This window comes from Pseudomonas izuensis (assembly GCF_009861505.1).
Taxonomy (GTDB): domain Bacteria; phylum Pseudomonadota; class Gammaproteobacteria; order Pseudomonadales; family Pseudomonadaceae; genus Aquipseudomonas; species Aquipseudomonas izuensis.
In genome coordinates this window covers 50,302-69,908 of sequence record NZ_WTFT01000038.1, presented here as the reverse complement: position 1 = coordinate 69,908, position 19,607 = coordinate 50,302, and the positions used below count along the sequence as shown (strand labels likewise).

The following is a 19,607-nucleotide window of genomic DNA, read 5'->3' as shown; positions in this document are numbered from 1 at the left end:
TCGCGATTATGGTGTGACAGTCTCCATTTATAGGGTCTGGCACACCGTAATCGCGAGCGGGCTCACTCCTACAGTTTTGATTTGTGTGAGTCAGCGGCGGCGCATCAGGCCGATGAAGAACAGGCCGCCGATGGCGGCGGTGGCTACGCCGATGGGCAGGTCTTCAGGGGCGATCATGGTTCGAGCCGCGACATCCACCCACACCAGAAACACGCTGCCGAGCAATACGCACGCGGGCAGTAATCGACGGTGTTCCGCACCCACCAATCGCCGCGCAATGTGCGGCACCATCAGCCCGACAAAACCAATCGAACCGCTGATGGAAACCAGCACCCCGGTCATCAGCGAGGCAATGACAAACACCCACAACCGCACCGTCCGGGCGTTCAGTCCCAGCGTCACGGCGGTCTGCTCACCCGCCATCAAGGCATTCAGCGAGCGCGCCATACCCAGCAGCAACACCAGTCCGAGCAGTACGCTGGCAGCAGGCACTGCCAGCAATTCCCAACGCGCCAACCCGAGCCCGCCGAGCATCCAGAACATCACCGCGGAGCTGGCGCGGTGATCGCCGAGAAACAGCAGCAGGTTGGCAATCGCCATCATCACGAACGATACCGCCACGCCACACAGCAGCAGACGATCACTGTCCAGGCGACCGTGCCGGCTGGCGATCATCAGCACCACCAGCATGCTCGACAATGCGCCGATGAAGGCGGCGATGGGCAAGGTCAGCAGGCCGACGATTTCGCCGACATGCAGCACTACGATGACCGCGCCCAACGTCGCGCCGGACGTGACCCCGAGCAAATGCGGGTCGGCCAGCGGGTTGCGCGTCACCGCTTGCAGCACCGCGCCGATCAGCGCCAATCCGGCGCCCACCAGCGCGCCCAGCAACATGCGCGGCACGCGGATCAGCCAGACAATGTGTTCCTGCCCGGCGCTCCAGTCGGGTACGCCGAAACCGAACAGCTTGTGCAGCAGAATTCGCCACACTACGTCCACCGGCACCCGCGCCGGGCCGAAACCCAGCGACACCACGCAGGACACCAGCAACAACGCACCGAGAGCGATTAGCAACAAGGCGTAGCGACGATTGATCATCCGCCGTGGAAGCCTTTGGCCAGCGTTTGCACCGCCAGTACGTTATCGATCCCCGGCGTGGCCTGTACGTAGGGAATGACGATGAAGCGTTGGTGCTTGATCGCATCGACAGATTGCAGCGCCTTGTTATCCAGCAGGAACTGCATTTTTTGTTCGGCAGTGACTTCGCCGTAATCGACGATCACGATCACCTGCGGATTGCGCTCGACTACGCTTTCCCAGTTAACGCGGGTCCAGCTCGCTTCGACATCGTCGAGCACATTGCGTCCGCCCGCCGCATCGATCAGCGCTTGCGGCATGCCCAGGCGACCCGAAGTCATGGCCCGGTCTTCGCCACTGTCATACAGAAACACCCGGGGTTTTTCGGCAGGCAGGCCTTTGCGGATTCCGGCGACCTGCGCCTGCATCTCGCTGATTAAGGTGTTGGCGCGATCCTGTACGTCGAAAATTTTCCCGAGGTTGCGCAGGTCGTTGTAAGTGTCTTCCAGCGTCGCCGGGGGGCGCTTCATCACAAAGGCGCAGGACTCGGTCAACTCATACACATTGATACCCAGTGGCTGCAGGGTCTGTGGCGTGAGATCGCCGCCCACGCGCATGCCATAGTCCCAACCGGCGAAGAAGAAATCGACATTGGCGTCGAGCAGGGTTTCCACCGAGGGGTACTTGGCCGCCAGTTCCGGCAAGCCATCGAGGATGCTGTGCATTTGCGGCGTCACCGACTTCCAGCCAGACACGCCGCTGTATCCCGCCATCTGCGGCTTGAGGCCAAGGGCAAGCATCATCTGGGTCATGTTGATGTCGTGGCTGACCGCATGTTTCGGCGCTCGCTGGAAGGTCACTTCGCGATTGCAGCTCTGAATCGTCAACGGGTAGTGCGTGGCCTCGGCAAGCACCTGGGTGCTGCCCAGCAACAGGGAAACGTACAGCAGGGAACGCAAAATCATGATCGGGTTATCCAGGTGATTCGTGGGTAGCCGTGCAAGGGGTGTTCATCGATCAATGCTTCGACGCCAAACACGTTGCGCAATAGCGCGGCGGTCAGGACTTCTTTTGGCGCGCCGCTGGCGACGATGCGACCGTGGTTGATCACGTACAGCCGATCGCAGAAGGCGGCGGCCAGATTCAGGTCATGGATGCTCGCCAGGGTGCCGATCTTCAGGCGCTTGACCAACCGCAGCAGCTCAAGCTGATAGCGCGGGTCGAGGTGGTTGGTCGGCTCGTCGAGGATCAACAGTTGCGGTTGCTGGGCCAGGGCGCGGGCGAGGATCACGCGCTGTTTTTCTCCGCCGGAAAGGGTGGAGAAGGCGTGGTCTTCGAAGCCTTTGAGCCCGACGGATTCAATCGCCTTTGTCGCAAGGTTTCGATCTTCGACGGTGTCGCCGTCGAACAGCCCCTTGTGCGGCGTGCGCCCCATGGCAACGACCTCGCTGACGGTCAGGCCAAACGCATCGGGAAACTCCTGCAACACCACGGCGATACGTTGCGCGCACCAGCGCGAAGATTGCTTCCAAATGTTGTGATGATCGAGCCTGGCCTCGCCGCTCTCCGGTTTGTTGAAGCGCCAGGCGCAACGCAACAGGCTGGTCTTGCCGCTGCCGTTGGGGCCGATCAGGCCAACGAACTCACCGGCGGCCACGTGCAGCGAAGCATTACGCAGCTGGAATTGGTGATGGCAGTGGCCATGGCCCAGGGGGGACCAGGTGAGGTTTGTGAGGTTCAGCGAGGGCATGCAGTTGCTCTTGGGGGTGTTGCTGATGGCCCCATCGCTGGCAAGCCAGCTCCTACAGGGGGCGTGAAGTTCCTGTAGGAGCTGGCTTGCCAGCGATGGGGCCCGAAAGGAAAACCGGATTTGCCAGGGTGACGCGCGGGGGAGTTTACAGTCCCTTGAGCCCCGCGCATCTCGCCTGTTTCATGATGAAGTTGAGGCGCTTTCAGTTTGTCGGATCAAGCGCGACAGCAGTAGCTTGTCGAGCAGCCAGACCGCCACCAGTGAAGCCCCCACCAACGGGAACGCCACCGCCAGGGCAAACATGATAACCATCGCGGTTTTCCACTTTGGCAGGTCGTGGCGCAGCGGCGGCACGCCGAACTTGCCTTGCGGGCGCCGTTTCCACCAGATCACCACACCGCTGACAGCGCTGAGCAAGATCATCAGGCAGATCAGCAGCACGACGATCTGATTGAACACACCGAACATTTTGCCTTCATGCAGCATCACGCCGATTTCCGTGGCGCGGGCGACGGTGCCGTAGTGCTCGAAGCGCACATCGGCCAGGACTTTGCCACTGTATTGATCGACATGCAGGGTCGCGTCGTTGCGCGGATCGTCGGCGAATACCGAGACGGTGAACACGCCGGTCGCGGACTTCGGCAGTGTGATGCTGTAACCGGGCTCGACCTTGCTTTGCGCCGCGATGTTTTGCACATCTTGCAGGCTGATGGTCGGTGCGGCGGGGCCGGCGTGAGCGCCGTCGTGGGCCATGTGTTCGGCGTGGTCACCGGACATTGGCATCGGCGTGTTTTCCATGGCCCATGGCACGGTTTGGCGATGAGCCTCGTTGAGGCTGCGCGCTTCGACTTCGGATTTGGGCACGTTGTCCCACATCGCTGCCGGGAAGACGTTCCACACCGCTGCGTATTGCTGGCCCCAGAAACCGGTCCAGGTCATGCCGCTGAGCAGCATCACCAGCAGAAGCGAGGCGCCCCAGAACCCGGTGACGGCATGCAGGTCGCGCCACAGCACTCGGCCGCGACTACTCAGGCGTGGCCACAGAATGCCGGCAGCCTGACCCCGCGGCCACCACAGGAATACCCCGGACACCACCAGCACCACGCCCCAGCCGGCGGCCAATTCCACCAGCCGGTCGCCCACGGTGCCAATCATCAGTTCGCCGTGAATCGCCCGGGCGATGGCTTGCAGGTTTTTCTTGGCGTCTTGCTCGCCGAGGATGTCGCCGTGGTACGGATCGACGAATACGTTCAGTTCTTTGCCGCTGTCGAGCACAACAAACTGGGCACTGCGTTCGGCGTTCACCGGTGGCAGATATTGTTTGATCGTGGCTTGTGGGTAGGCTTCTTTCACCCGGTTGAGCAGGTTGTCGGCCGGGATGGTGTGATGGCCGGCAGGGACGTTGAGCAAACTGCTGTACATCAGCGAGTCGAGTTGTGGCTTGAACAGGTAGATGGTGCCGGTCAGGGCCAGCATCACCATGAATGGCGCAACGAACAATCCGGCATAGAAATGCCAGCGCCATGCCAGGTTGTAGAAGTTCACTTTGGGCTGTTTCATCACGTGTGCTCCGCGTGGCTCGGATCTTTTAGTTATGGGTTTGCGGGTTTACGCGATGATGGGCGGGGCGCGGGTGCGGGCACCGGGGAAAAAGGTCTGCCGGGCATGGCCCAGGCGCGGGGAAGGGGAGGTGAAAGTACTGGCGGGCGGGGTGTTTGACGCGGTAAGTGACACACCACCGGTGAGTGCCGGGCAATTGAACAACAGGCTGCAATAGCCGCATTTTTCCCACAGCGCATGATGCCCCGAAGGGAGCGGGCTGTGTTCTGCGCCCGGTTGCGCACCGTGCCCGGTATGGTTCATCGCCGGCCTGTCCATGGTCAGGCCCATCGACATGCTCACGCCCATGGACGCGTGCGAGTCCATCGGCATCGACTGGGAAACCAGCGGGCCGATAAAGATCATCAACATGGCGAACAGGCTGATCCAGCTGCCGCGTGTCAGGCTCGATGGCTGACGACGGGGTCTGGATCGCCTGGCGCTAAACGGGCGCATGGGCGTTTTCAGCTCAAGCGGTTATTGGGCGTGCGCGTGCTTTTGCCCGTCTTCAGGCGCCTGCTTCTGCACCGCCACTTCGACCGTCACGTCACCGGATTTCTCGAAGTGCAGGGTCATCGGGAAGCGCTTGCCGTCGCTCAGCAGACTGCGGTCTTTCAGGTTCAGCAGCATCACGTGGTAGGCCATGGGTGCAAACGTGACTTCGCCGCCTGCGGGGACTTCCACGCTCGGGACGTGCTGCATTTTCATCACATCGTTTTGCATCACGTGCTCGTGCAGTTGCGCTTCGCCTGCAATGGGCGAGTCGACACTGAGCAACCGGTCAGCTGATTTGCCTTCGTTGTTGATCACGAAATAGGCAGCGACGTTTGGCGCGTTCGGCGGCAACTCCTGTGACCAGGGATGAGCGATTTCCAGCTCCCCGACCTTGTATTCGTGGGCATTTGCAAAGCAGGCAGGCAGCAGCAACGCTGCCACAACGATGAGTTTGTTCAACATGGTGGTTCTCCAGAACGATTCAGGACGCAGTTCAATTGCGAGATGGAATCACACCAGAGGGGACGCGCGGGGATTGAGGCTCGGCCATTGCTGGCGCGGTGTCGGTGTACTGAGAGAGGTAGCCGGCAGGCTTCGATTGGATTCGAATTGCGCGAAATACAACTGGGGCACGTGCCCCGGCAACGCCACCACCGGCGCCGAGCCGGAGCAACACCAGCAATGCTGCATGTTGGAATGATCGTCGCTTTGCGGGGCTTTGCGCTCGATGTCACCGAGGGAAATCGCCACCATCCTGGTGCCGCTGGCCGAACAGAAACTGCCCCACAACAACTGCTCGGCAGGCAACTTCGCCGACTGCGCCATCGCTCCGGACATCGGCATGGCGAGCAGGTTGAACAGCACTGCGAAGCAGGCTATCCAGGCAATTGCGAGCCGTTGTCGGGACATGGGACAGATCCATTGGGTGGGCGATCAGGCGCGGCTATTTAGCCTGATCAATGCCGATAAGTAAAAAAGCGGCGTGCGGTTTGGTGTCGCAGCGCATCAGATAGCAACAGCATGCAAGCGCATACCCAAGGCTTTCATAACCTTCATGATAGTCGCGAATTCCGGATTGCCAGTGCTGCTCAGCGCTTTGTACAAACTCTCACGACCTACACCGGCATCACGGGCTACTTGTGTCATGCCCTGTGCGCGGGCTATGTCGTTGAGTGCGGCGCGTATCAGAACGCCGTCACCGGCATCTTCTTCAAAACAGGCATCCAGATATGCGGCCATTTCTTCCGGAGATTTAAGGAACTCAGCGGCATCGAAGCGGGCGAATTGTTCGGTCATGATTCACTCCTCATTTCCGATGTTTTGCGCCATTTGAATGGCGCGTTTGATATCGCGTTTTTGAGTCGACTTGTCACCGCCTACCAGTAACAGATAAACCACCTCGTCCCGGCGTGTGAAGTACATCCTGTAGCCGGGACCATGATGAACGCGCATTTCATAAACTGTCGCCCCTACTGGCAAGCAATCACCAAAATTTCCATGTTCGGCAGCCCTGAGTCTGGCGATGATGCGAGCCTTGCCGATGGTGTCTTTCAAGGAGTTGAGCCAGTCGGCAAATGCACGGGATCGTTCGAAGTCGATCATGTCAGGATCGTATTCCTTGGGATACAGGTTGGCAAGAAGCCTGTTCTGAGGGATGAAGCTAGCCGTCCCCTTCAATGGCAGGTCTGTGTACTTGATCGAATGAGAGGAAGGGGAATATAGAGCTGAAGGTATTGAGAAATACAGCCAGCGCCTTCCTGAAAAGGTGTCAGCAAATTCGCTGGTTTCTGCGGGTTTTAGGAATTGTCTGACATAGGCAGGGCTTCCAGTAATTGCGCGACTGACCCAAACTCCCGCTCAACCCCCGGCAACGCCGGCCGCTTCAACACCAACACCGGCACCCGACGCTCGCGCGCCACTTCCAGCTTCGGCTCGGTCGCGGTGCTGCCGCTGTTCTTGCTGATCAGCACGTCGATCTGCCGACGCTCGAACAACTCACGCTCATCGTCGATCAGGAACGGTCCACGTGCGCCGATCACTTCGCAGCGCTCATTGCCCGGATACACGTCCAGTGCGCGCAAGGTCCAGAATTGTTCCTCGGGGATTTCGTCCAAGTGCTGCAAGGGCTCGCGGCCCAGGGTGAACAGCGGTCGTCGAAAAGGCTTCAGGGCTTCGATCAGTTCTGCCCAATCGCTCACTTCGCGCCAGTCGTCCCCGGCCTGTGGCTTCCACGCCGGACGTCGCAGTGCCCAGCAGGGAATACCACTCAGGTGTGCAGCGCTGGCGGCGTTATGGCTGATTTTGGCCGCGTAGGGATGCGTGGCATCCAGCAGCAGGTCAATCCGTTCATCGCGGATGAACTGCGCCAGACCCTCGGCACCGCCATAGCCGCCGACGCGAACCTGGCAGGTCAGGTCCGTTGGCACCCGACCAATGCCGGCCAGGCTGTAGATGTGTGCGGGGCCGAGGGTGCGGGCGATGGCCAGGGCTTCGGTGACACCGCCCAGCAACAGAATGCGTTTCATTGAAAAGCTCCGGCATGGCCAACGATCCCGCCTTGGCGATCGATGGCAAACACTTCGACCTGAACCTGCGATGGCACCACACCGCGGGCAAAGTCCAGGGCATGTCGGCACACCGCATCACCGAGAGCAACGCCGGCGGCGCTGGCCATGGCCAGGGCTTGCTGACTGGTGTTGGCCTCGCGGATGCCTTGCTGCAACGCCGTATCGGCGCCGATCGCCGCGGCCCATTCGGCCAGTTGTGGCAGGTCGATGCTCGAATGCCGACTGTGCAGGTCCATGTGCCCGGCCGCCAGCTTGCTGATCTTGCCGAAGCCGCCACAAATACTGAGTCTGTCCACCGGCACCTTGCGCAGGTGTTTGAGCACCGCACCGACGAAGTCGCCCATCTCGATCAAGGCGATTTCCGGCAGGTTGTAGACCCGGCGCATGGTGTCTTCGCTGGCGTTGCCGGTGCACGCGGCAATGTGCAGGTAGCCGTTGGTCTTCGCCACATCGATGCCCTGGTGGATCGAGGCAATGTAGGCCGCGCAGGAGAACGGGCGGACAATGCCACTGGTACCGAGGATCGACAGACCACCGAGAATTCCCAGGCGCGGGTTCATGGTTTTCAGCGCCAGGGCCTCGCCGTTTTCGACGTTGACCGTGACCTCGAAACCGCCGCCATAGCCCAGTTCGCCGGCGAGTTGGGTCAGGTGATCGGTGATCATTTTGCGCGGCACCGGGTTGATCGCCGGTTCGCCGACACCCAGCACCAGCCCAGGGCGGGTCACTGTGCCGACGCCGCGTCCCGCATTGAAACCAATGCCCGGCTCGGCGCGCAGGCGTACCTGGGAATAGAGCAGGGCACCGTGGGTGACGTCGGGATCGTCGCCGGCATCCTTGATCGTCCCGGCCTCGGCACTGTCGTCCGTCAGCCGACAGAATTCCAGGCGCATCTGCACCTGTTTGCCCTTGGGCAAGACGATTTGCACCGCGTCCGCCGGGGTGCCGGCGAGCAGCAGGCGAGCCGCGGCGAGGCAGGTTGCGGTGGCGCAGCTGCCCGTGGTCAAGCCACTGCGCAGTGGCGCGGGTTGTTCGGCGGTTTCGTCACGCATCGAGTGGTTTCGTCATATCCAGCAGGGTGATCGGCAATGCCTGGCGCCAGGTATCGAAGTCGCCCAGCGGTTGCGCCTGAGCGATATGGATGCGCGTCAGTTCCCCGCCATGTTGTTCACGCCATGCCATCAGGGTCATTTCACTTTGCAGCGTGACCGCGTTGGCGATCAGTCGGCCGCCCGGTTTGAGGGCGGCCCAGCAGCTGTCCAATACGCCTTCGCGGGTGACACCGCCACCGATGAAGATGGCGTCCGGACGTTCGAGCCCGTCGAGGGCGTGCGGGGCACGGCCGCGAACCAGTTGCAGGCCGGGCACGCCGAGGGCATCGCGGTTGTGCTCGATCAACAGCTGCCGTCCGTTATCGGCCTCGATGGCCAGCGCCCGGCAACTCGGATGGGCGCGCATCCATTCGATGCCGATCGAACCGCTGCCGGCGCCGACATCCCACAACAGTTCGCCGGGCACCGGGGCCAGGCGGGCGAGGGTTATCGCGCGTACGTCGCGCTTGGTCAGTTGGCCGTCATGCTTGAACGCCGAATCAGGCAGCCCGGCCAGGCGCGACAGGCGTGGGGTATTCGGTTCAGCGATGCAGTCGATGGCAATCAGGTTCAAGTCGGCGATGGCGCAATCGGCCCAATCGCTGGCAATGCCATCGATACGCCGCTCGGCTTCACCGCCCAGGTGCTCCAGCACGGTAAGGCGGCTCGGACCGAAGCCACGCTCACGCAATAGCGCGGCGATGGCGGCAGGGCTGTGACCGTCGTTACTCAACACCAGCAAGCGTACGCCGCTGAACAACTGGGCACTGAGCGCGGCGAGGGGGCGGGCAACCACCGAAAGCGTGACCACGTCTTGCAAAGGCCAACCCATTCGGGCAGCGGCGAGCGAGCAGGAAGAGGGGGCGGGCAGAATCAGCATTTCATCGCTGGACAGTTGCCGGGCGAGACTGGCCCCCACCCCGAAGAACATCGGATCGCCGCTGGCCAGGACGCAGACAGGCTTGCCGCGTTGCGCCAATACCGGCTCAAGGGAGAATGGGCTGGGCCACAGTTGGCGCTCACCCCGGATGCAGGCAGGCAACAAATCCAGCTGCCGTTGTGCGCCAATGATCCGCGAGGCGTTCAGCAGAGTGTGTCGGGCGTTTTTGCCAAGACCCTTGAAGCCTTCTTCTCCGATGCCTACCACTGTCAGCCAGGGGGTCATGCTGTTCCTCTACTATCAATCGAAAGCTGATCATCACCGTGCCGTTTCGAATCGGTCTGGCGGTTGCGCATCATAGCGCGCCGACAGTACTTCAAGCTTTTCAACGTCGCAGGGAATTTAGCCCATCTGTTCTTTTCGCAGATCGAATCGCTGCATGGCGATCTCATGCCTCTTTTTCTCGATGAGCGCTCTTCTTGATTCAAATATTCGTTTATCCAGTTTAAGGAAAGCCCGGTGCTGGATGATTGTTGTGGCCGGATCCTCCCAATCCAGAAACAGGAAATTGCTTTTTCTCGTCCGTGTCACCAACTCAAGATTAAACACTGCCACCTCAAGGAATCCCTTTGAATCGTACCGGGCAGGAATGACTTGAAAACGCTGTCCCATAAGGCTCTCTTCATCCAGCGAATAAAGCGCCGGCTTTTGGGGTTTCAGTGCGTCGAGCGTGTCGATCATGGCGTTGCCTTGTCTGGTGTCCTGCATACGTTGAGCGCTTTGGACCAAAAACTCTGCAACGTTGGTCGATAAGGCATGGCGAGTGCGGGTAGTGATGGCATCTTCAAACACCGACCAGCCAAAAAAATCCAGGGTGACAACATATTCATGCAGCCACTTTGTCGAGTCGGTGAATCGGCTGCAGAGCATGTCGGCAGACCTCGTGGCGATCTGTGTGCAGTGGCCAAGATCGTCGTAATCCTGCGATGAAAGATCCCCTATGCAGGAAACCAGGTTGGGGCCGGTCAAGATTCCATTCGGTATTTCTCTGTCCATGTTTTTACCTGAGCTATCGGAAGTGATGATTGGCTTGCCAGTGCAAAGTACAGGTGAGGGCGTACGGTTTGAATGAGCGTGCGCGGATGAATTGATTCTTGCTGTTAGCCTTTGTCGCGTGCACTGAGTCGTGCAATTGGCAGTACGGCAGGAACAAGCGCTTTTCGTCGTCAAGCTGCCTGGACTTTTCATCCCGCCGGGCAAAGCAGGCATAATGCAGCCCTTCATATCGTACCGGTCATCCTGTGGACTCTCGTCAGCCATCCAGCCCTTTACGCCCTTCGGCCTGTCCGGGGTTGTTGCGTATCGTCCAGGCACTGGACGGCGGTATTTGCCGGATCAAACTCAACGGTGGCTCGATCAGCTCACGGCAGGCTGTTGCCGTGGCTGACGCAGCCGAGCGATATGCCGGTGGCGTGATCGAGGCGACCAACCGCGCCAACCTGCAGATTCGTGGCGTCGGCAGCCAGCAGGCGGCATTGATCCACAGCCTGTTGGCCGCCGGATTGGGGCCAAGCCATGCGGCGGGGGACGATGTGCGCAATCTGATGCTCAGTCCTGCTGCGGGGATCGATCGGCAGATGCTGTTCGACACCCGGTCGCTGGCAGAACAGATTCTCGCCACGGTGCAACGCCACGAACGGTTCCACGACCTCAGCGCCAAATTTGCCGTACAGCTCGATGGCGGTGAGGCTTTGGCAATGCTCGAGCATCCCCATGACCTGTGGCTCTCGGCCTTTGAGCGAGACGGCGAGCAACGGCTGGCGTTCGGTCTGGCGGGCTGCCCCACGGACGCGCCTGCAGGCTCGGTCGCGCTGGGCGAAGGCCATGGCCTGGTGATCGCGGTGCTTGAGCTGTTCCTGGAGTGGGCGCGTCCCGAGCAAACACGGATGCGTCATTTGTTGGCCGAGCACTCGATCGAAAACCTTCTGACTCGACTGGCCCAGCGCGTCTCCATTGAGGTCATGCCCGATTGGCGACGCAGCCCGAATTCGAGTGTCCTGCACATTGGCGCTTATCCCCAGCTTGAGCCTGGCTTTGTATACGTGGGTGCGGTGCCGCCTCTGGGACGGCTTGACCCCGCGATGCTTCGGGGCGCTGCACAACTGGCCGATGATTTCGGCGACGCCAGCCTGCGGTTCACGCCATGGCAAAGTCTGCTATTGCCGAATGTCCGCAATGAAGACTGCGCTGAAGTCATTCGACGTCTGGAGCAATTGGGCCTGTCATGCCAAGCCGGCCAGCCGTTGACCCGGATGATCGCTTGCAGCGGCTCAACCGGCTGTGGCAAAAGCCTGGCGGACACCAAGGGCGATGCCCTGCAACTGGCCGCGTTGCTGCAACGCCATGGGCATGCGCCGAGCGTGCATCTGAGCGGCTGCCCTCGCTCTTGTGCCGCCGCGCATACCGCGCCCGCCACGTTGCTGGCCGTCGCACCCGGTCACTACGATCTATATTTTCGCGATGCAGCGCAGCCCGGTTTCGGTGCGCTGCACGCTCGCAATCTTACTATTGAAGCGGTCGCGGCCTTGCTCGACGCCCGCTCACGGAGCCCCCTTGATGCTTGATTACATCCGCGACGGTCAGGAGATCTATCGCAACTCCTTCGCGATCATTCGTGCCGAGGCCAACCTCGCGCGAATCCCGGCCGATCTGGAAAAACTCGCGGTGCGGGTGATTCACGCCTGTGGCATGGTCGATGCCATCGACGGATTGCAGTTTTCCGAAGGCGCGGGCAAGGCCGGGCGCGATGCGCTGGCGGCCGGTGCGCCGATTTTATGCGACGCGCGGATGGTGTCCGAAGGCATCACCCGCGCGCGTTTGCCGGCGAACAATCCGGTCATCTGCACCCTGCGTGATGACAGCGTTCCTGCACTGGCCCGCGAGTTGGGCAACACTCGCTCCGCTGCCGCGCTGGAGCTGTGGCGTCCGCACCTGGAAGGCAGTGTGGTGGTGATCGGCAATGCGCCGACAGCGCTGTTCTATTTGCTGGAAATGCTCGATGCCGGCGCACCGAAACCGGCGCTGATCCTCGGCTTCCCGGTGGGTTTCGTCGGCGCCGCCGAATCCAAGGCAGCGCTGGCGGCGGACAGTCGCGGCGTGCCGTTTGTCATCATGCAAGGTCGCCTGGGCGGTAGCGCCATGGCCGCCGCCGCTGTCAATGCCCTCGCCACGGAGATCGAATGATGCAACAACCTGGACGTTTGATCGGCCTTGGCGTCGGCCCCGGTGACCCGGAACTTATTACGGTCAAAGCCTTGCGTCTATTGCGTGAATCGCCGGTGGTGGCGTACTTCGTCGCCAAGGGCAAAAAGGGCAATGCCTTCGGCATCATCGAGGCGCATTTGCAGGACGCCCAGACCTTGTTGCCGCTGGTTTACCCGGTGACCACCGAGGCATTGCCTGCACCGCTGTCCTACGAACAAGTGATCAGTGATTTCTACGATGCCGCCGGTGAACAACTGGCCGTGCATCTGGATGCAGGTCGCGACGTGGCAGTGATCTGCGAAGGTGATCCGTTCTTCTACGGTTCCTATATGTATCTGCACGACCGGCTCGCCGAGCGCTATCAGGCCGAAGTCGTGCCGGGCGTCTGCTCGATGCTCGGTGGCGCTTCGGTGCTCGGAGCGCCGCTGGTGTATCGCAATCAGAGCCTGTCGGTATTGTCCGGTGTGCTGCCACACGAGGAACTCAAGCGTCGCCTGGCGGATGCCGACGCCGCGGTGATCATGAAGTTGGGGCGCAACTTTCCCAAGGTTCGCCAGGTGCTGGAAGAACTCGGGCTGGCCGAACGGGCGCTTTACGTCGAGCGCGCGACCATGGCCAATCAGAAAATCGTGCCGCTGGATCAGGTCGAACCGATGTCCTCGCCGTACTTCTCGCTGATCATCGTTCCCGGCGAGAGGTGGCAAGGCTGATGACCCGTCCAGTTCCGGCGATTGTCATTCTCGGCAATGGCAGCCTCGCCACCGCACGCACCATTGCGCAGTTGTACCCCGGAGCCCTGATCCATGGCCTGGCCGGGCGGGTTGATGGCGTGGACCGTGTCTATCACGAGTTCGGCGCGACCCTGCGTGAGCTTTATCAGCAGGACACGCCGATTATTGCCCTGTGCGCGGCCGGGATCGTAATCCGTACGTTGGCGCCTCTGTTGCTGGAGAAAGGGGCCGAGCCACCGGTGTTGGCCGTGGCTGAAGACGGCAGTGCGGTGGTGCCGTTACTCGGTGGCCTGGGGGGTGTGAACGTGATGGCGCGAGAGATCGCCGCAGCGTTGAGCGTGGCGCCGGCCATTACCACCAGCGGTGAGCTGCGTTTTGGCACTTGCCTGCTCAATCCACCCAGCGGTTATACGCTGGGTGATCTGGAGCTGGGCAAGCGTTTTGTCTCCGACTTGCTGGCCGGTGAAACGGTACGAATCGAAGGATCGGCCCCCTGGCTGGCACAAGCGCAGTTGCCTGAGGATGCCCGTGCACGGCTGGCGGTGCATGTCAGTCCGGTCGAACGCACGCCGGCGGCCAACGAATTGCTGATCTATCCAACGTGTGTGCTGGTGGCGGTCAATGCCGGCATTGTGGATGTACCGAGTCGGGTCCGCGAGGCTTTGCAAAAGGCCGGGATCGCTGCGCAATCGGTGGCTTGCCTGTTGGCGGCCGATACCGAAATGGCCAGCCCGACGTTGCGTGAAGCAGCACTCGAGTTGGGTGTGCCATTGCGATTTGCCCCTGACGCAGGTGTTAGTGAGCTGGCCCGCAACGCTATCGAGCAGCCTGTAGCTATTCTGGGTGACAGCACCATTGCCATTGCGGTCGCCGAACAACCGCTGGACCCGTTGCAAATCGGCCGGCCTCGCGGACGTCTGGCGGTGGTGGGGCTGGGGCCGGGAGCCGCCGAGCTGATGGTGCCGGCGGTGAAAGCCGAACTGGCTCGCGCCAATGACGTGCTGGGTTACGAAACCTATGTGCGCATGGCCGGACCGTTCCGAGTCGATCAGGTGCTGCATTGCACCGACAACCGCGAGGAAATGCAGCGAGCACGCCACGCGTTTGAACTGGCGGCGCAAGGGCGCTCGGTGGTGGTGGTATCGTCTGGCGATCCCGGCGTTTTTGCCATGGCTGCCGCTGTGCTTGAAGCACTTCATGAGTCCTCCGATGCGGCGTGGCACAGCGTTGATCTGGAAATCCTCCCAGGAGTCTCCGCTTCACTGGCAACGGCTGCACAGGCCGGTGCGCCGTTGGGCCACGACTTCTGCGTACTGTCACTGTCGGACAACCTCAAGCCCTGGTCGATCATCGAAAAACGTCTGGACCTGGCGGCTCAAGCCGACCTGGCCCTGGCGTTCTACAACCCGATCTCCCGTTCCCGGCCATGGCAACTCGGGCAGGCGCTGGACATCGTGGCCCGACACCGCGAGCCTCAGACGCCGGTGGTGCTGGGGCGGGACATCGGTCGCCCGGGTCAGACCTTGCGAGTCACCACATTGGGTGAACTGAGTGTCGATCAGGTGGACATGCGGACCATGGTGCTTATTGGGTCTTCGACGACTCGGGTCATTCCTTGCCCGAATGGTCGTCCGTGGGTGTACACGCCGCGCAGCTATGGCGATAAACTCACTCCGATCCAGTAATAAATCCTGTATTAATCATCGTTATAACGAAACCAGATCACCCGACTTATCGGGCGATCTGGTTGGTGTTAATAAGTTTGGCGTTGTACATATGCTGTATTTTGTTGAAGTTGTTGGCCTGAATAAGTTGGGTTAGGTTGGTAGTGTTCCTGGAAGGAGCGTTTATTTGTTAATAAAGGGATTTTATATATGAAGGTTTTTGAAAGCTCGGTAAGTGTTTCGGAAAGTATAGAGTTTGTCAGAGAGTGCGTTGAAAAACGCAAGGGTGCATTGGCCGCAAGGCCACGTGCGAGGTCGCTGGTATCGACGGTGACATCGAGTCCGACAAAAGAGTTGGATGCGCTGGTTCTGGGCAACAGTCTGATTGGTTATGGCGACAAGATAAGTATCGAAAACATGGCGATCATTGAAAACCTGATCACCATGTCGAAGATGGAAGCGAACTATGAAGTGCCAGGCAATAGCGATCCAAAGGCCTGGTACCATGCATTTGCCAAGTGCATGGAAGATCTTGGATGTTTTGTCGCGGATAAAGGGTTCTCCAAATACAACGCTACTTCGCTGAAGATACAGATGGATAATGTCATGGTTGATATTATTCAGGCCGCCATCGAGGCAGCAAAAGCCGCGATTCCAGGCGCTACAGTACTCAGTGCGGTAACGAACTCAACATTGACGGCATTGAAGAAAGAACCTGAAGCCATCAACTTGTTGAATCTGGAATCGAAAAGTGCAGAAGGCGTGCGCTTATCCACCATACCCTGTGAGCAAATGCCGAATGGCATTATTCTGATTGCGATAGCGGCCATCGATCATCAGGGCGGGAGCAATGATGGTGGGCTGTTGTTCGTTGACTGGAAGACTTCTTCGCTCGATATCTTTCACGGAAAGTCGTTCATCACGTTCAACCCTGCCCGGTATGCGGAAATCAAGTCGGAGATCGAAGAGTATCTTGGTGTGCATCGCAAGGAAGTTTTGGTCAAGCGCTTCAGCCGGCGCAAGTGACCGCCCGCACCTACGGAACCAGGTAGCCCTTGACTCCGGTAAAGATAATCTGCGCCGCCAGCGCGCACACGAATAGCCCCATCAACCGGCTGACAATCTGCAAACCCTGATCGCCGAGAATACGTTCGATGCGGTTGGACAGGTACAGCACCACACCGACCGTGAAGCTAGCCAGGGCAATGCTGAGGATGGCCGTGAGCTTGTCGTCCCAATGCGGCTGGCTCACGCCCATCACCAGCAAGGCACCGATGGTGCCGGGGCCGACCGTCAGGGGGATGGTCAGCGGGACGATGGTCACATCCTGTTGCACGTTGTCGGTTTGCACCGCTGATTTACCCTGGGCCATGCCCAGCGCGGAGATGAACAGCACGCTGCCGGCACCAATGCGGAACGCGTCCACGGTGATACCGAAAACGCTGAAAATCACTCGGCCAAACAGGTACAGCAAGACACTCGAGACCAGGGTGGCGATCGCCACTTTCCAGGCCAGCCGACGTTGTTCCTTGCGCGAGTAGCCGCGGGTCAGACTGATGAAGCAGGACAACACGAAGAACGGGCTATAGAGCACCAGCATCTTCAGGTAAACGCTGAACAACACATGGAGCATGGTGCAGGCTCACTGGCGAGGGAAGTCGAGGGGGAGTCTATCAGGCGTTGCAGGGTCTGTCGGCTCAGGACGTAGGTGTCGCCGTGCGGTTCTGCAGATCGCGTTGGGCAACCCAGTGTTCGATCAATTCGCGCAATTGCGAAAGCTCGACCGGCTTGGCCATGTGTCCGTCCATGCCCGCCTGGCGCGCGCGCTCCTTATGCTCGGCAAGGATGTGTGCGGTCAACGCAACAACCGGGGTACGGATGCGCTGGTTGCCCACTTCCCAGGCGCGCAATTGCTGGGTAGCCGAGAAACCGTCGAGGATGGGCATCTCGCAGTCCATCAGCACCAGGTCGTAACGTTGCGCCTTCATGGCCTGCAAGGCTTCTTCACCATTGCTGGCCGTGTCAGGTTGCAGATTGAGCTTGCCCAGCATGCCGCGAATAACCTTGGTCGAGATGCTGTTGTCTTCGGCCACCAGAATGCGGAAATCGCTGGGCACCTTGACCGGCAGGGGAGCGCCGGACGGCGGTTGGTGCATGACTGCGAGGCCCTTGTTGCGTTGGGTCAGCTCGTCGGCCAGGGTCGTTTTGAGGGTGTAGCCGGCCACCGGTTTGGCAAGGATGCGTTTGATCCCCGAGTTGCGCGCGATGATTTTGCTCGGCGCATTGCTGATGCCGGTGAGCATGATCAGCAAGATATCGTGGTTCAGGCTCGGATCTTCCTTGATCTTGGCGGCCAGCTGCATGCCGGTCATGCCAGGCATGTTCTGGTCCAGCAGGACGACGTCGAAGTAGTCGCGCAAGTGCGCCTTGGTGCGCAGCAATGCCAGTGCTTCCTTGCCGGACGGAACGGCGCTGACGTTCAGGCCCCAGGCGCTGCACTGCTGCACCAGAACCTTGCGACAGGTGTCGTTGTCATCCACCACCAGAACCCGGGCGCCTTGCAGTGGTCCGTCAAGATCGGAGGTCGGGTGCTCGAGGCGATCAGGGTCCAGCGGCAAGGTCAGCCATAAGGTGCTGCCCTGATTGCTGCCGCTCTTGATGCCGAACTCGCCTTGCATCAGGCGGATCAGCTGTCGTGCGATCACCAGCCCAAGATTGCCGCCCAGACGGTTGGCCGAGAGGAAGTGCTTGCTGTGCAGTTCGGCATGCATCAGCGCATCGCGCTCTTCGGCGTCCATGGGTTCGCCACTGTCCTGCACGGCAATGCGCAGGCGCGGTTTGGCACTGCGTTCGTCGAGCGCGACGACGATCAGGATTTCGCCTTCGTCGGTTTTCTTCAGGGCATTTTCAAGCAGGCTCAACAAGGTCTGGCGCAGGCGTGTCGGGTCGCCACTGATGACCCGCGGAACTTGCGGCTGAATGAAGCTGATCAATTCGACGTTCTGCTGTTCGGCCTTGGCGCGGAAGATGCTCAGGCAGTCTTCGATCAGCGCGTTGAGATCGAACTGCACATCGTCGAGTTCGATTTGCCCGGATTCGAGTTTGGAGATGTCGAGGATTTCGTTGATCAGCGTGAGCAGTTCGTTGCCGGCGCTATGGATGGTCTGCACATAGTCGCGCTGCTTGACCGAGAGTGGCGTACCCAGCAACAGCTCGGTCATGCCCAGCACGCCATTCATCGGCGTGCGGATCTCATGGCTGATCTTCGCCAGGAATTCGGCCTTGGCGTTGATCTCGGCGTTGCTGGCCGCGAGGTCGCGGCTGATGCTGAAACGGTCTTCAGTGATACGGCGCTGGCGCTCGCTCAAGGCAATGCTCATCAACAGGCCGCTGATGCAGATGAATGCCAGCAGGGTGGTGATCAGGCCATGGGGCTCGATCAGGGTCAGGCCGAGCAGGGCGGGCAGAATGATCAGTGTGCCGAGGTTGAACACCACCATGGCCGCCACGAACAGCCGCGCCGGACGATAGCCTTTCTGCCAGTGATAGGCGCTGACAAACAGCATGCTCAAGCCCGCCAGGGCGACCAGGCCGTAGGTGATGATGTTCAGCGGCAGTGTATTGACGAACAGCAGCAGCAGGCCGCAGATCATGATGAACACAATGTCGCCCAGAATCAGCTTGTTCAGCGGATGCGGACCGAGGGGGGCGAAGAAGCGATAGGCGAACATCAGGCCGCAGGGGGCCGTCAATAACAGGGCAAGGTATGCCCCCGGCGTTTGCACGGCTTGCCAATTGGGTAGCCAGGGTCCAGCCAGGTTCAGCAACAGTACAAGGCTGAGCCCCAACAAGGCTTCACAAGCCGCCAGCCAGGCACTGCTGCGCGAGCGGGTGTAGGCGTAACGGATGAGGTTGTGCAGGATCAGCATGCCGATGCAGCCCAGCAACAGACCGTAAATCAGCGACTGGTTCTGGCTGGCCGCGGTCATGACCGCCGATTCCAGGGTGATATAGGGGCGCAGCTGATGTTCGGACACCAGTCGCAGGTAAACGTCGAGGGGCTTTTCGTTTTGCGGCAACGGCAGCATGAAGTCGCTGCTGGGCAGTGGCCGCTCAGCCAGGGGCTGTTTGTTACCGGTGGTCGACTGCTCTATCAGCTTGTCGCCGTCCAGCACATACATGTTGAGTTGCAGCAGGTCGGGCGCGAACACCCTCAGCACCTGTTCATGCTTGCCGGGTGCGAGGCGAAAGCGTAGCCAGAGTGCGCCATCGGGCTCGGCTGCCTTGACGCGCTCCAGATCGATGGGACTGAATTGATTGGTGTAGCGGGCGGAACGGATATCGCTCAGCTGCAGGTCGCCCTGTTCGTCGAGCAATACAGCCAAGCCACTGCCTTGCCCGGCCTGGGCCGGGAGCATGCAGAGCAGTGTCAGCAAGGTGACGGTGAAGCCTATGGCAATCCTGAGCCAGCGCACGGCGAAATCCC

The 19,607-nt window shown here is 60.4% G+C and carries 20 protein-coding genes; 5 read left to right on the top strand and 15 right to left on the bottom strand.

The features are described 5' to 3' along the window. Positions 1 to 90: 90 nt before the first annotated feature. The 13 genes from GPL81_RS25750 to GPL81_RS25690 form a co-directional block, all read right to left on the bottom strand. Positions 91 to 1,101, bottom strand: coding sequence for a FecCD family ABC transporter permease (locus GPL81_RS25750; RefSeq protein ID WP_160109000.1), 1,011 nt, complete (start codon positions 1,099 to 1,101; stop codon positions 91 to 93). Then, positions 1,098 to 2,045, bottom strand: a complete 948-nt coding sequence (locus GPL81_RS25745; protein WP_160108999.1) for an ABC transporter substrate-binding protein — start codon at positions 2,043 to 2,045, stop codon at positions 1,098 to 1,100. Before GPL81_RS25745 ends, GPL81_RS25750 begins: the two co-directional genes overlap by 4 nt. Next, a complete protein-coding gene (locus GPL81_RS25740; protein WP_160108998.1) occupies positions 2,042 to 2,830 on the bottom strand; it encodes an ABC transporter ATP-binding protein in 789 nt (262 codons plus the stop codon). Before GPL81_RS25740 ends, GPL81_RS25745 begins: the two co-directional genes overlap by 4 nt. 180 nt (positions 2,831 to 3,010) lie before the next feature. Beyond that, on the bottom strand, positions 3,011 to 4,390 hold the full coding sequence (locus GPL81_RS25735) for a PepSY-associated TM helix domain-containing protein (protein WP_160108997.1): 1,380 nt from the start codon (positions 4,388 to 4,390) through the stop codon (positions 3,011 to 3,013). Between the two features lie 48 nt (positions 4,391 to 4,438). Then, entirely contained in the window at positions 4,439 to 4,885 is a 447-nt protein-coding gene (locus GPL81_RS25730; protein WP_160108996.1) for a DUF2946 domain-containing protein, read from the bottom strand. Between the two features lie 21 nt (positions 4,886 to 4,906). Beyond that, positions 4,907 to 5,386 (bottom strand): copper chaperone PCu(A)C, encoded by a 480-nt coding sequence (locus tag GPL81_RS25725; protein WP_160108995.1) that lies wholly within the window; start codon positions 5,384 to 5,386, stop codon positions 4,907 to 4,909. 48 nt (positions 5,387 to 5,434) lie between these two features. Next, positions 5,435 to 5,833, bottom strand: coding sequence for a DUF2946 domain-containing protein (locus tag GPL81_RS25720; RefSeq protein WP_160108994.1), 399 nt, complete (start codon positions 5,831 to 5,833; stop codon positions 5,435 to 5,437). 96 nt (positions 5,834 to 5,929) lie between these two features. After that, positions 5,930 to 6,220 (bottom strand): addiction module antidote protein, encoded by a 291-nt coding sequence (locus GPL81_RS25715; RefSeq protein WP_160108993.1) that lies wholly within the window; start codon positions 6,218 to 6,220, stop codon positions 5,930 to 5,932. 3 nt (positions 6,221 to 6,223) lie between these two features. Then, on the bottom strand, positions 6,224 to 6,526 hold the full coding sequence (locus GPL81_RS25710) for a type II toxin-antitoxin system RelE/ParE family toxin (protein WP_160108992.1): 303 nt from the start codon (positions 6,524 to 6,526) through the stop codon (positions 6,224 to 6,226). 194 nt (positions 6,527 to 6,720) lie between these two features. Then, complete coding sequence (locus tag GPL81_RS25705) at positions 6,721 to 7,449, bottom strand: cobalt-precorrin-6A reductase (RefSeq protein ID WP_160108991.1); 729 nt, start codon at positions 7,447 to 7,449, stop codon at positions 6,721 to 6,723. Continuing rightward, positions 7,446 to 8,543, bottom strand: coding sequence for a cobalt-precorrin-5B (C(1))-methyltransferase (locus tag GPL81_RS25700; protein ID WP_160108990.1), 1,098 nt, complete (start codon positions 8,541 to 8,543; stop codon positions 7,446 to 7,448). Before GPL81_RS25700 ends, GPL81_RS25705 begins: the two co-directional genes overlap by 4 nt. Then, a complete protein-coding gene (gene cbiE / locus GPL81_RS25695) occupies positions 8,536 to 9,747 on the bottom strand; it encodes a precorrin-6y C5,15-methyltransferase (decarboxylating) subunit CbiE (RefSeq protein ID WP_160108989.1) in 1,212 nt (403 codons plus the stop codon). Before cbiE ends, GPL81_RS25700 begins: the two co-directional genes overlap by 8 nt. A gap of 117 nt (positions 9,748 to 9,864) precedes the next feature. After that, entirely contained in the window at positions 9,865 to 10,518 is a 654-nt protein-coding gene (locus GPL81_RS25690; RefSeq protein WP_160108988.1) for a hypothetical protein, read from the bottom strand. Between the two features lie 245 nt (positions 10,519 to 10,763). On the opposite strand from GPL81_RS25690, the gene cobG reads away from it, so the two are divergent. From cobG to GPL81_RS25665, 5 genes are all read left to right on the top strand, one after another. Then, positions 10,764 to 12,086, top strand: a complete 1,323-nt coding sequence (cobG, locus tag GPL81_RS25685; protein ID WP_160108987.1) for a precorrin-3B synthase — start codon at positions 10,764 to 10,766, stop codon at positions 12,084 to 12,086. Then, positions 12,079 to 12,705, top strand: coding sequence for a precorrin-8X methylmutase (locus GPL81_RS25680; RefSeq protein ID WP_160108986.1), 627 nt, complete (start codon positions 12,079 to 12,081; stop codon positions 12,703 to 12,705). The genes cobG and GPL81_RS25680 overlap by 8 nt, the downstream gene beginning before the upstream one ends. Then, a complete protein-coding gene (locus tag GPL81_RS25675; RefSeq protein ID WP_160109016.1) occupies positions 12,705 to 13,436 on the top strand; it encodes a precorrin-2 C(20)-methyltransferase in 732 nt (243 codons plus the stop codon). Before GPL81_RS25680 ends, GPL81_RS25675 begins: the two co-directional genes overlap by 1 nt. Continuing rightward, on the top strand, positions 13,436 to 15,142 hold the full coding sequence (cobJ, locus tag GPL81_RS25670) for a precorrin-3B C(17)-methyltransferase (RefSeq protein WP_160108985.1): 1,707 nt from the start codon (positions 13,436 to 13,438) through the stop codon (positions 15,140 to 15,142). Before GPL81_RS25675 ends, cobJ begins: the two co-directional genes overlap by 1 nt. Before the next feature lie 189 nt (positions 15,143 to 15,331). Further along, complete coding sequence (locus tag GPL81_RS25665; protein WP_246218985.1) at positions 15,332 to 16,147, top strand: hypothetical protein; 816 nt, start codon at positions 15,332 to 15,334, stop codon at positions 16,145 to 16,147. 10 nt (positions 16,148 to 16,157) lie between these two features. On the opposite strand, the gene GPL81_RS25660 is transcribed toward GPL81_RS25665, so the two are convergent. Continuing rightward, positions 16,158 to 16,754: a MarC family protein gene (locus GPL81_RS25660; RefSeq protein WP_096513619.1), complete on the bottom strand. Its 597-nt coding sequence runs from the start codon at positions 16,752 to 16,754 to the stop codon at positions 16,158 to 16,160. Between the two features lie 64 nt (positions 16,755 to 16,818). Next, positions 16,819 to 19,596, bottom strand: coding sequence for a hybrid sensor histidine kinase/response regulator (locus GPL81_RS25655; RefSeq protein WP_160108984.1), 2,778 nt, complete (start codon positions 19,594 to 19,596; stop codon positions 16,819 to 16,821). Positions 19,597 to 19,607 lie beyond the last annotated feature (11 nt).

What these genes read in the sequence shown, in the direction of transcription:
- GPL81_RS25750 (WP_160109000.1), bottom strand. Translation starts at nt 1,101, where the DNA reads ATGATCAATCGTCGCTACGCCTTGTTGCTAATCGCTCTCGGTGCGTTG.
- GPL81_RS25745 (WP_160108999.1), bottom strand. Translation starts at nt 2,045, where the DNA reads ATGATTTTGCGTTCCCTGCTGTACGTTTCCCTGTTGCTGGGCAGCACC.
- GPL81_RS25740 (WP_160108998.1), bottom strand. Translation starts at nt 2,830, where the DNA reads ATGCCCTCGCTGAACCTCACAAACCTCACCTGGTCCCCCCTGGGCCAT.
- GPL81_RS25735 (WP_160108997.1), bottom strand. Translation starts at nt 4,390, where the DNA reads ATGAAACAGCCCAAAGTGAACTTCTACAACCTGGCATGGCGCTGGCAT.
- GPL81_RS25730 (WP_160108996.1), bottom strand. Translation starts at nt 4,885, where the DNA reads ATGCGCCCGTTTAGCGCCAGGCGATCCAGACCCCGTCGTCAGCCATCG.
- GPL81_RS25725 (WP_160108995.1), bottom strand. Translation starts at nt 5,386, where the DNA reads ATGTTGAACAAACTCATCGTTGTGGCAGCGTTGCTGCTGCCTGCCTGC.
- GPL81_RS25720 (WP_160108994.1), bottom strand. Translation starts at nt 5,833, where the DNA reads ATGTCCCGACAACGGCTCGCAATTGCCTGGATAGCCTGCTTCGCAGTG.
- GPL81_RS25715 (WP_160108993.1), bottom strand. Translation starts at nt 6,220, where the DNA reads ATGACCGAACAATTCGCCCGCTTCGATGCCGCTGAGTTCCTTAAATCT.
- GPL81_RS25710 (WP_160108992.1), bottom strand. Translation starts at nt 6,526, where the DNA reads ATGATCGACTTCGAACGATCCCGTGCATTTGCCGACTGGCTCAACTCC.
- GPL81_RS25705 (WP_160108991.1), bottom strand. Translation starts at nt 7,449, where the DNA reads ATGAAACGCATTCTGTTGCTGGGCGGTGTCACCGAAGCCCTGGCCATC.
- GPL81_RS25700 (WP_160108990.1), bottom strand. Translation starts at nt 8,543, where the DNA reads ATGCGTGACGAAACCGCCGAACAACCCGCGCCACTGCGCAGTGGCTTG.
- cbiE (WP_160108989.1), bottom strand. Translation starts at nt 9,747, where the DNA reads ATGACCCCCTGGCTGACAGTGGTAGGCATCGGAGAAGAAGGCTTCAAG.
- GPL81_RS25690 (WP_160108988.1), bottom strand. Translation starts at nt 10,518, where the DNA reads ATGGACAGAGAAATACCGAATGGAATCTTGACCGGCCCCAACCTGGTT.
- GPL81_RS25680 (WP_160108986.1), top strand. Translation starts at nt 12,079, where the DNA reads ATGCTTGATTACATCCGCGACGGTCAGGAGATCTATCGCAACTCCTTC.
- GPL81_RS25675 (WP_160109016.1), top strand. Translation starts at nt 12,705, where the DNA reads ATGCAACAACCTGGACGTTTGATCGGCCTTGGCGTCGGCCCCGGTGAC.
- cobJ (WP_160108985.1), top strand. Translation starts at nt 13,436, where the DNA reads ATGACCCGTCCAGTTCCGGCGATTGTCATTCTCGGCAATGGCAGCCTC.
- GPL81_RS25665 (WP_246218985.1), top strand. Translation starts at nt 15,332, where the DNA reads ATGAAGGTTTTTGAAAGCTCGGTAAGTGTTTCGGAAAGTATAGAGTTT.
- GPL81_RS25660 (WP_096513619.1), bottom strand. Translation starts at nt 16,754, where the DNA reads ATGCTCCATGTGTTGTTCAGCGTTTACCTGAAGATGCTGGTGCTCTAT.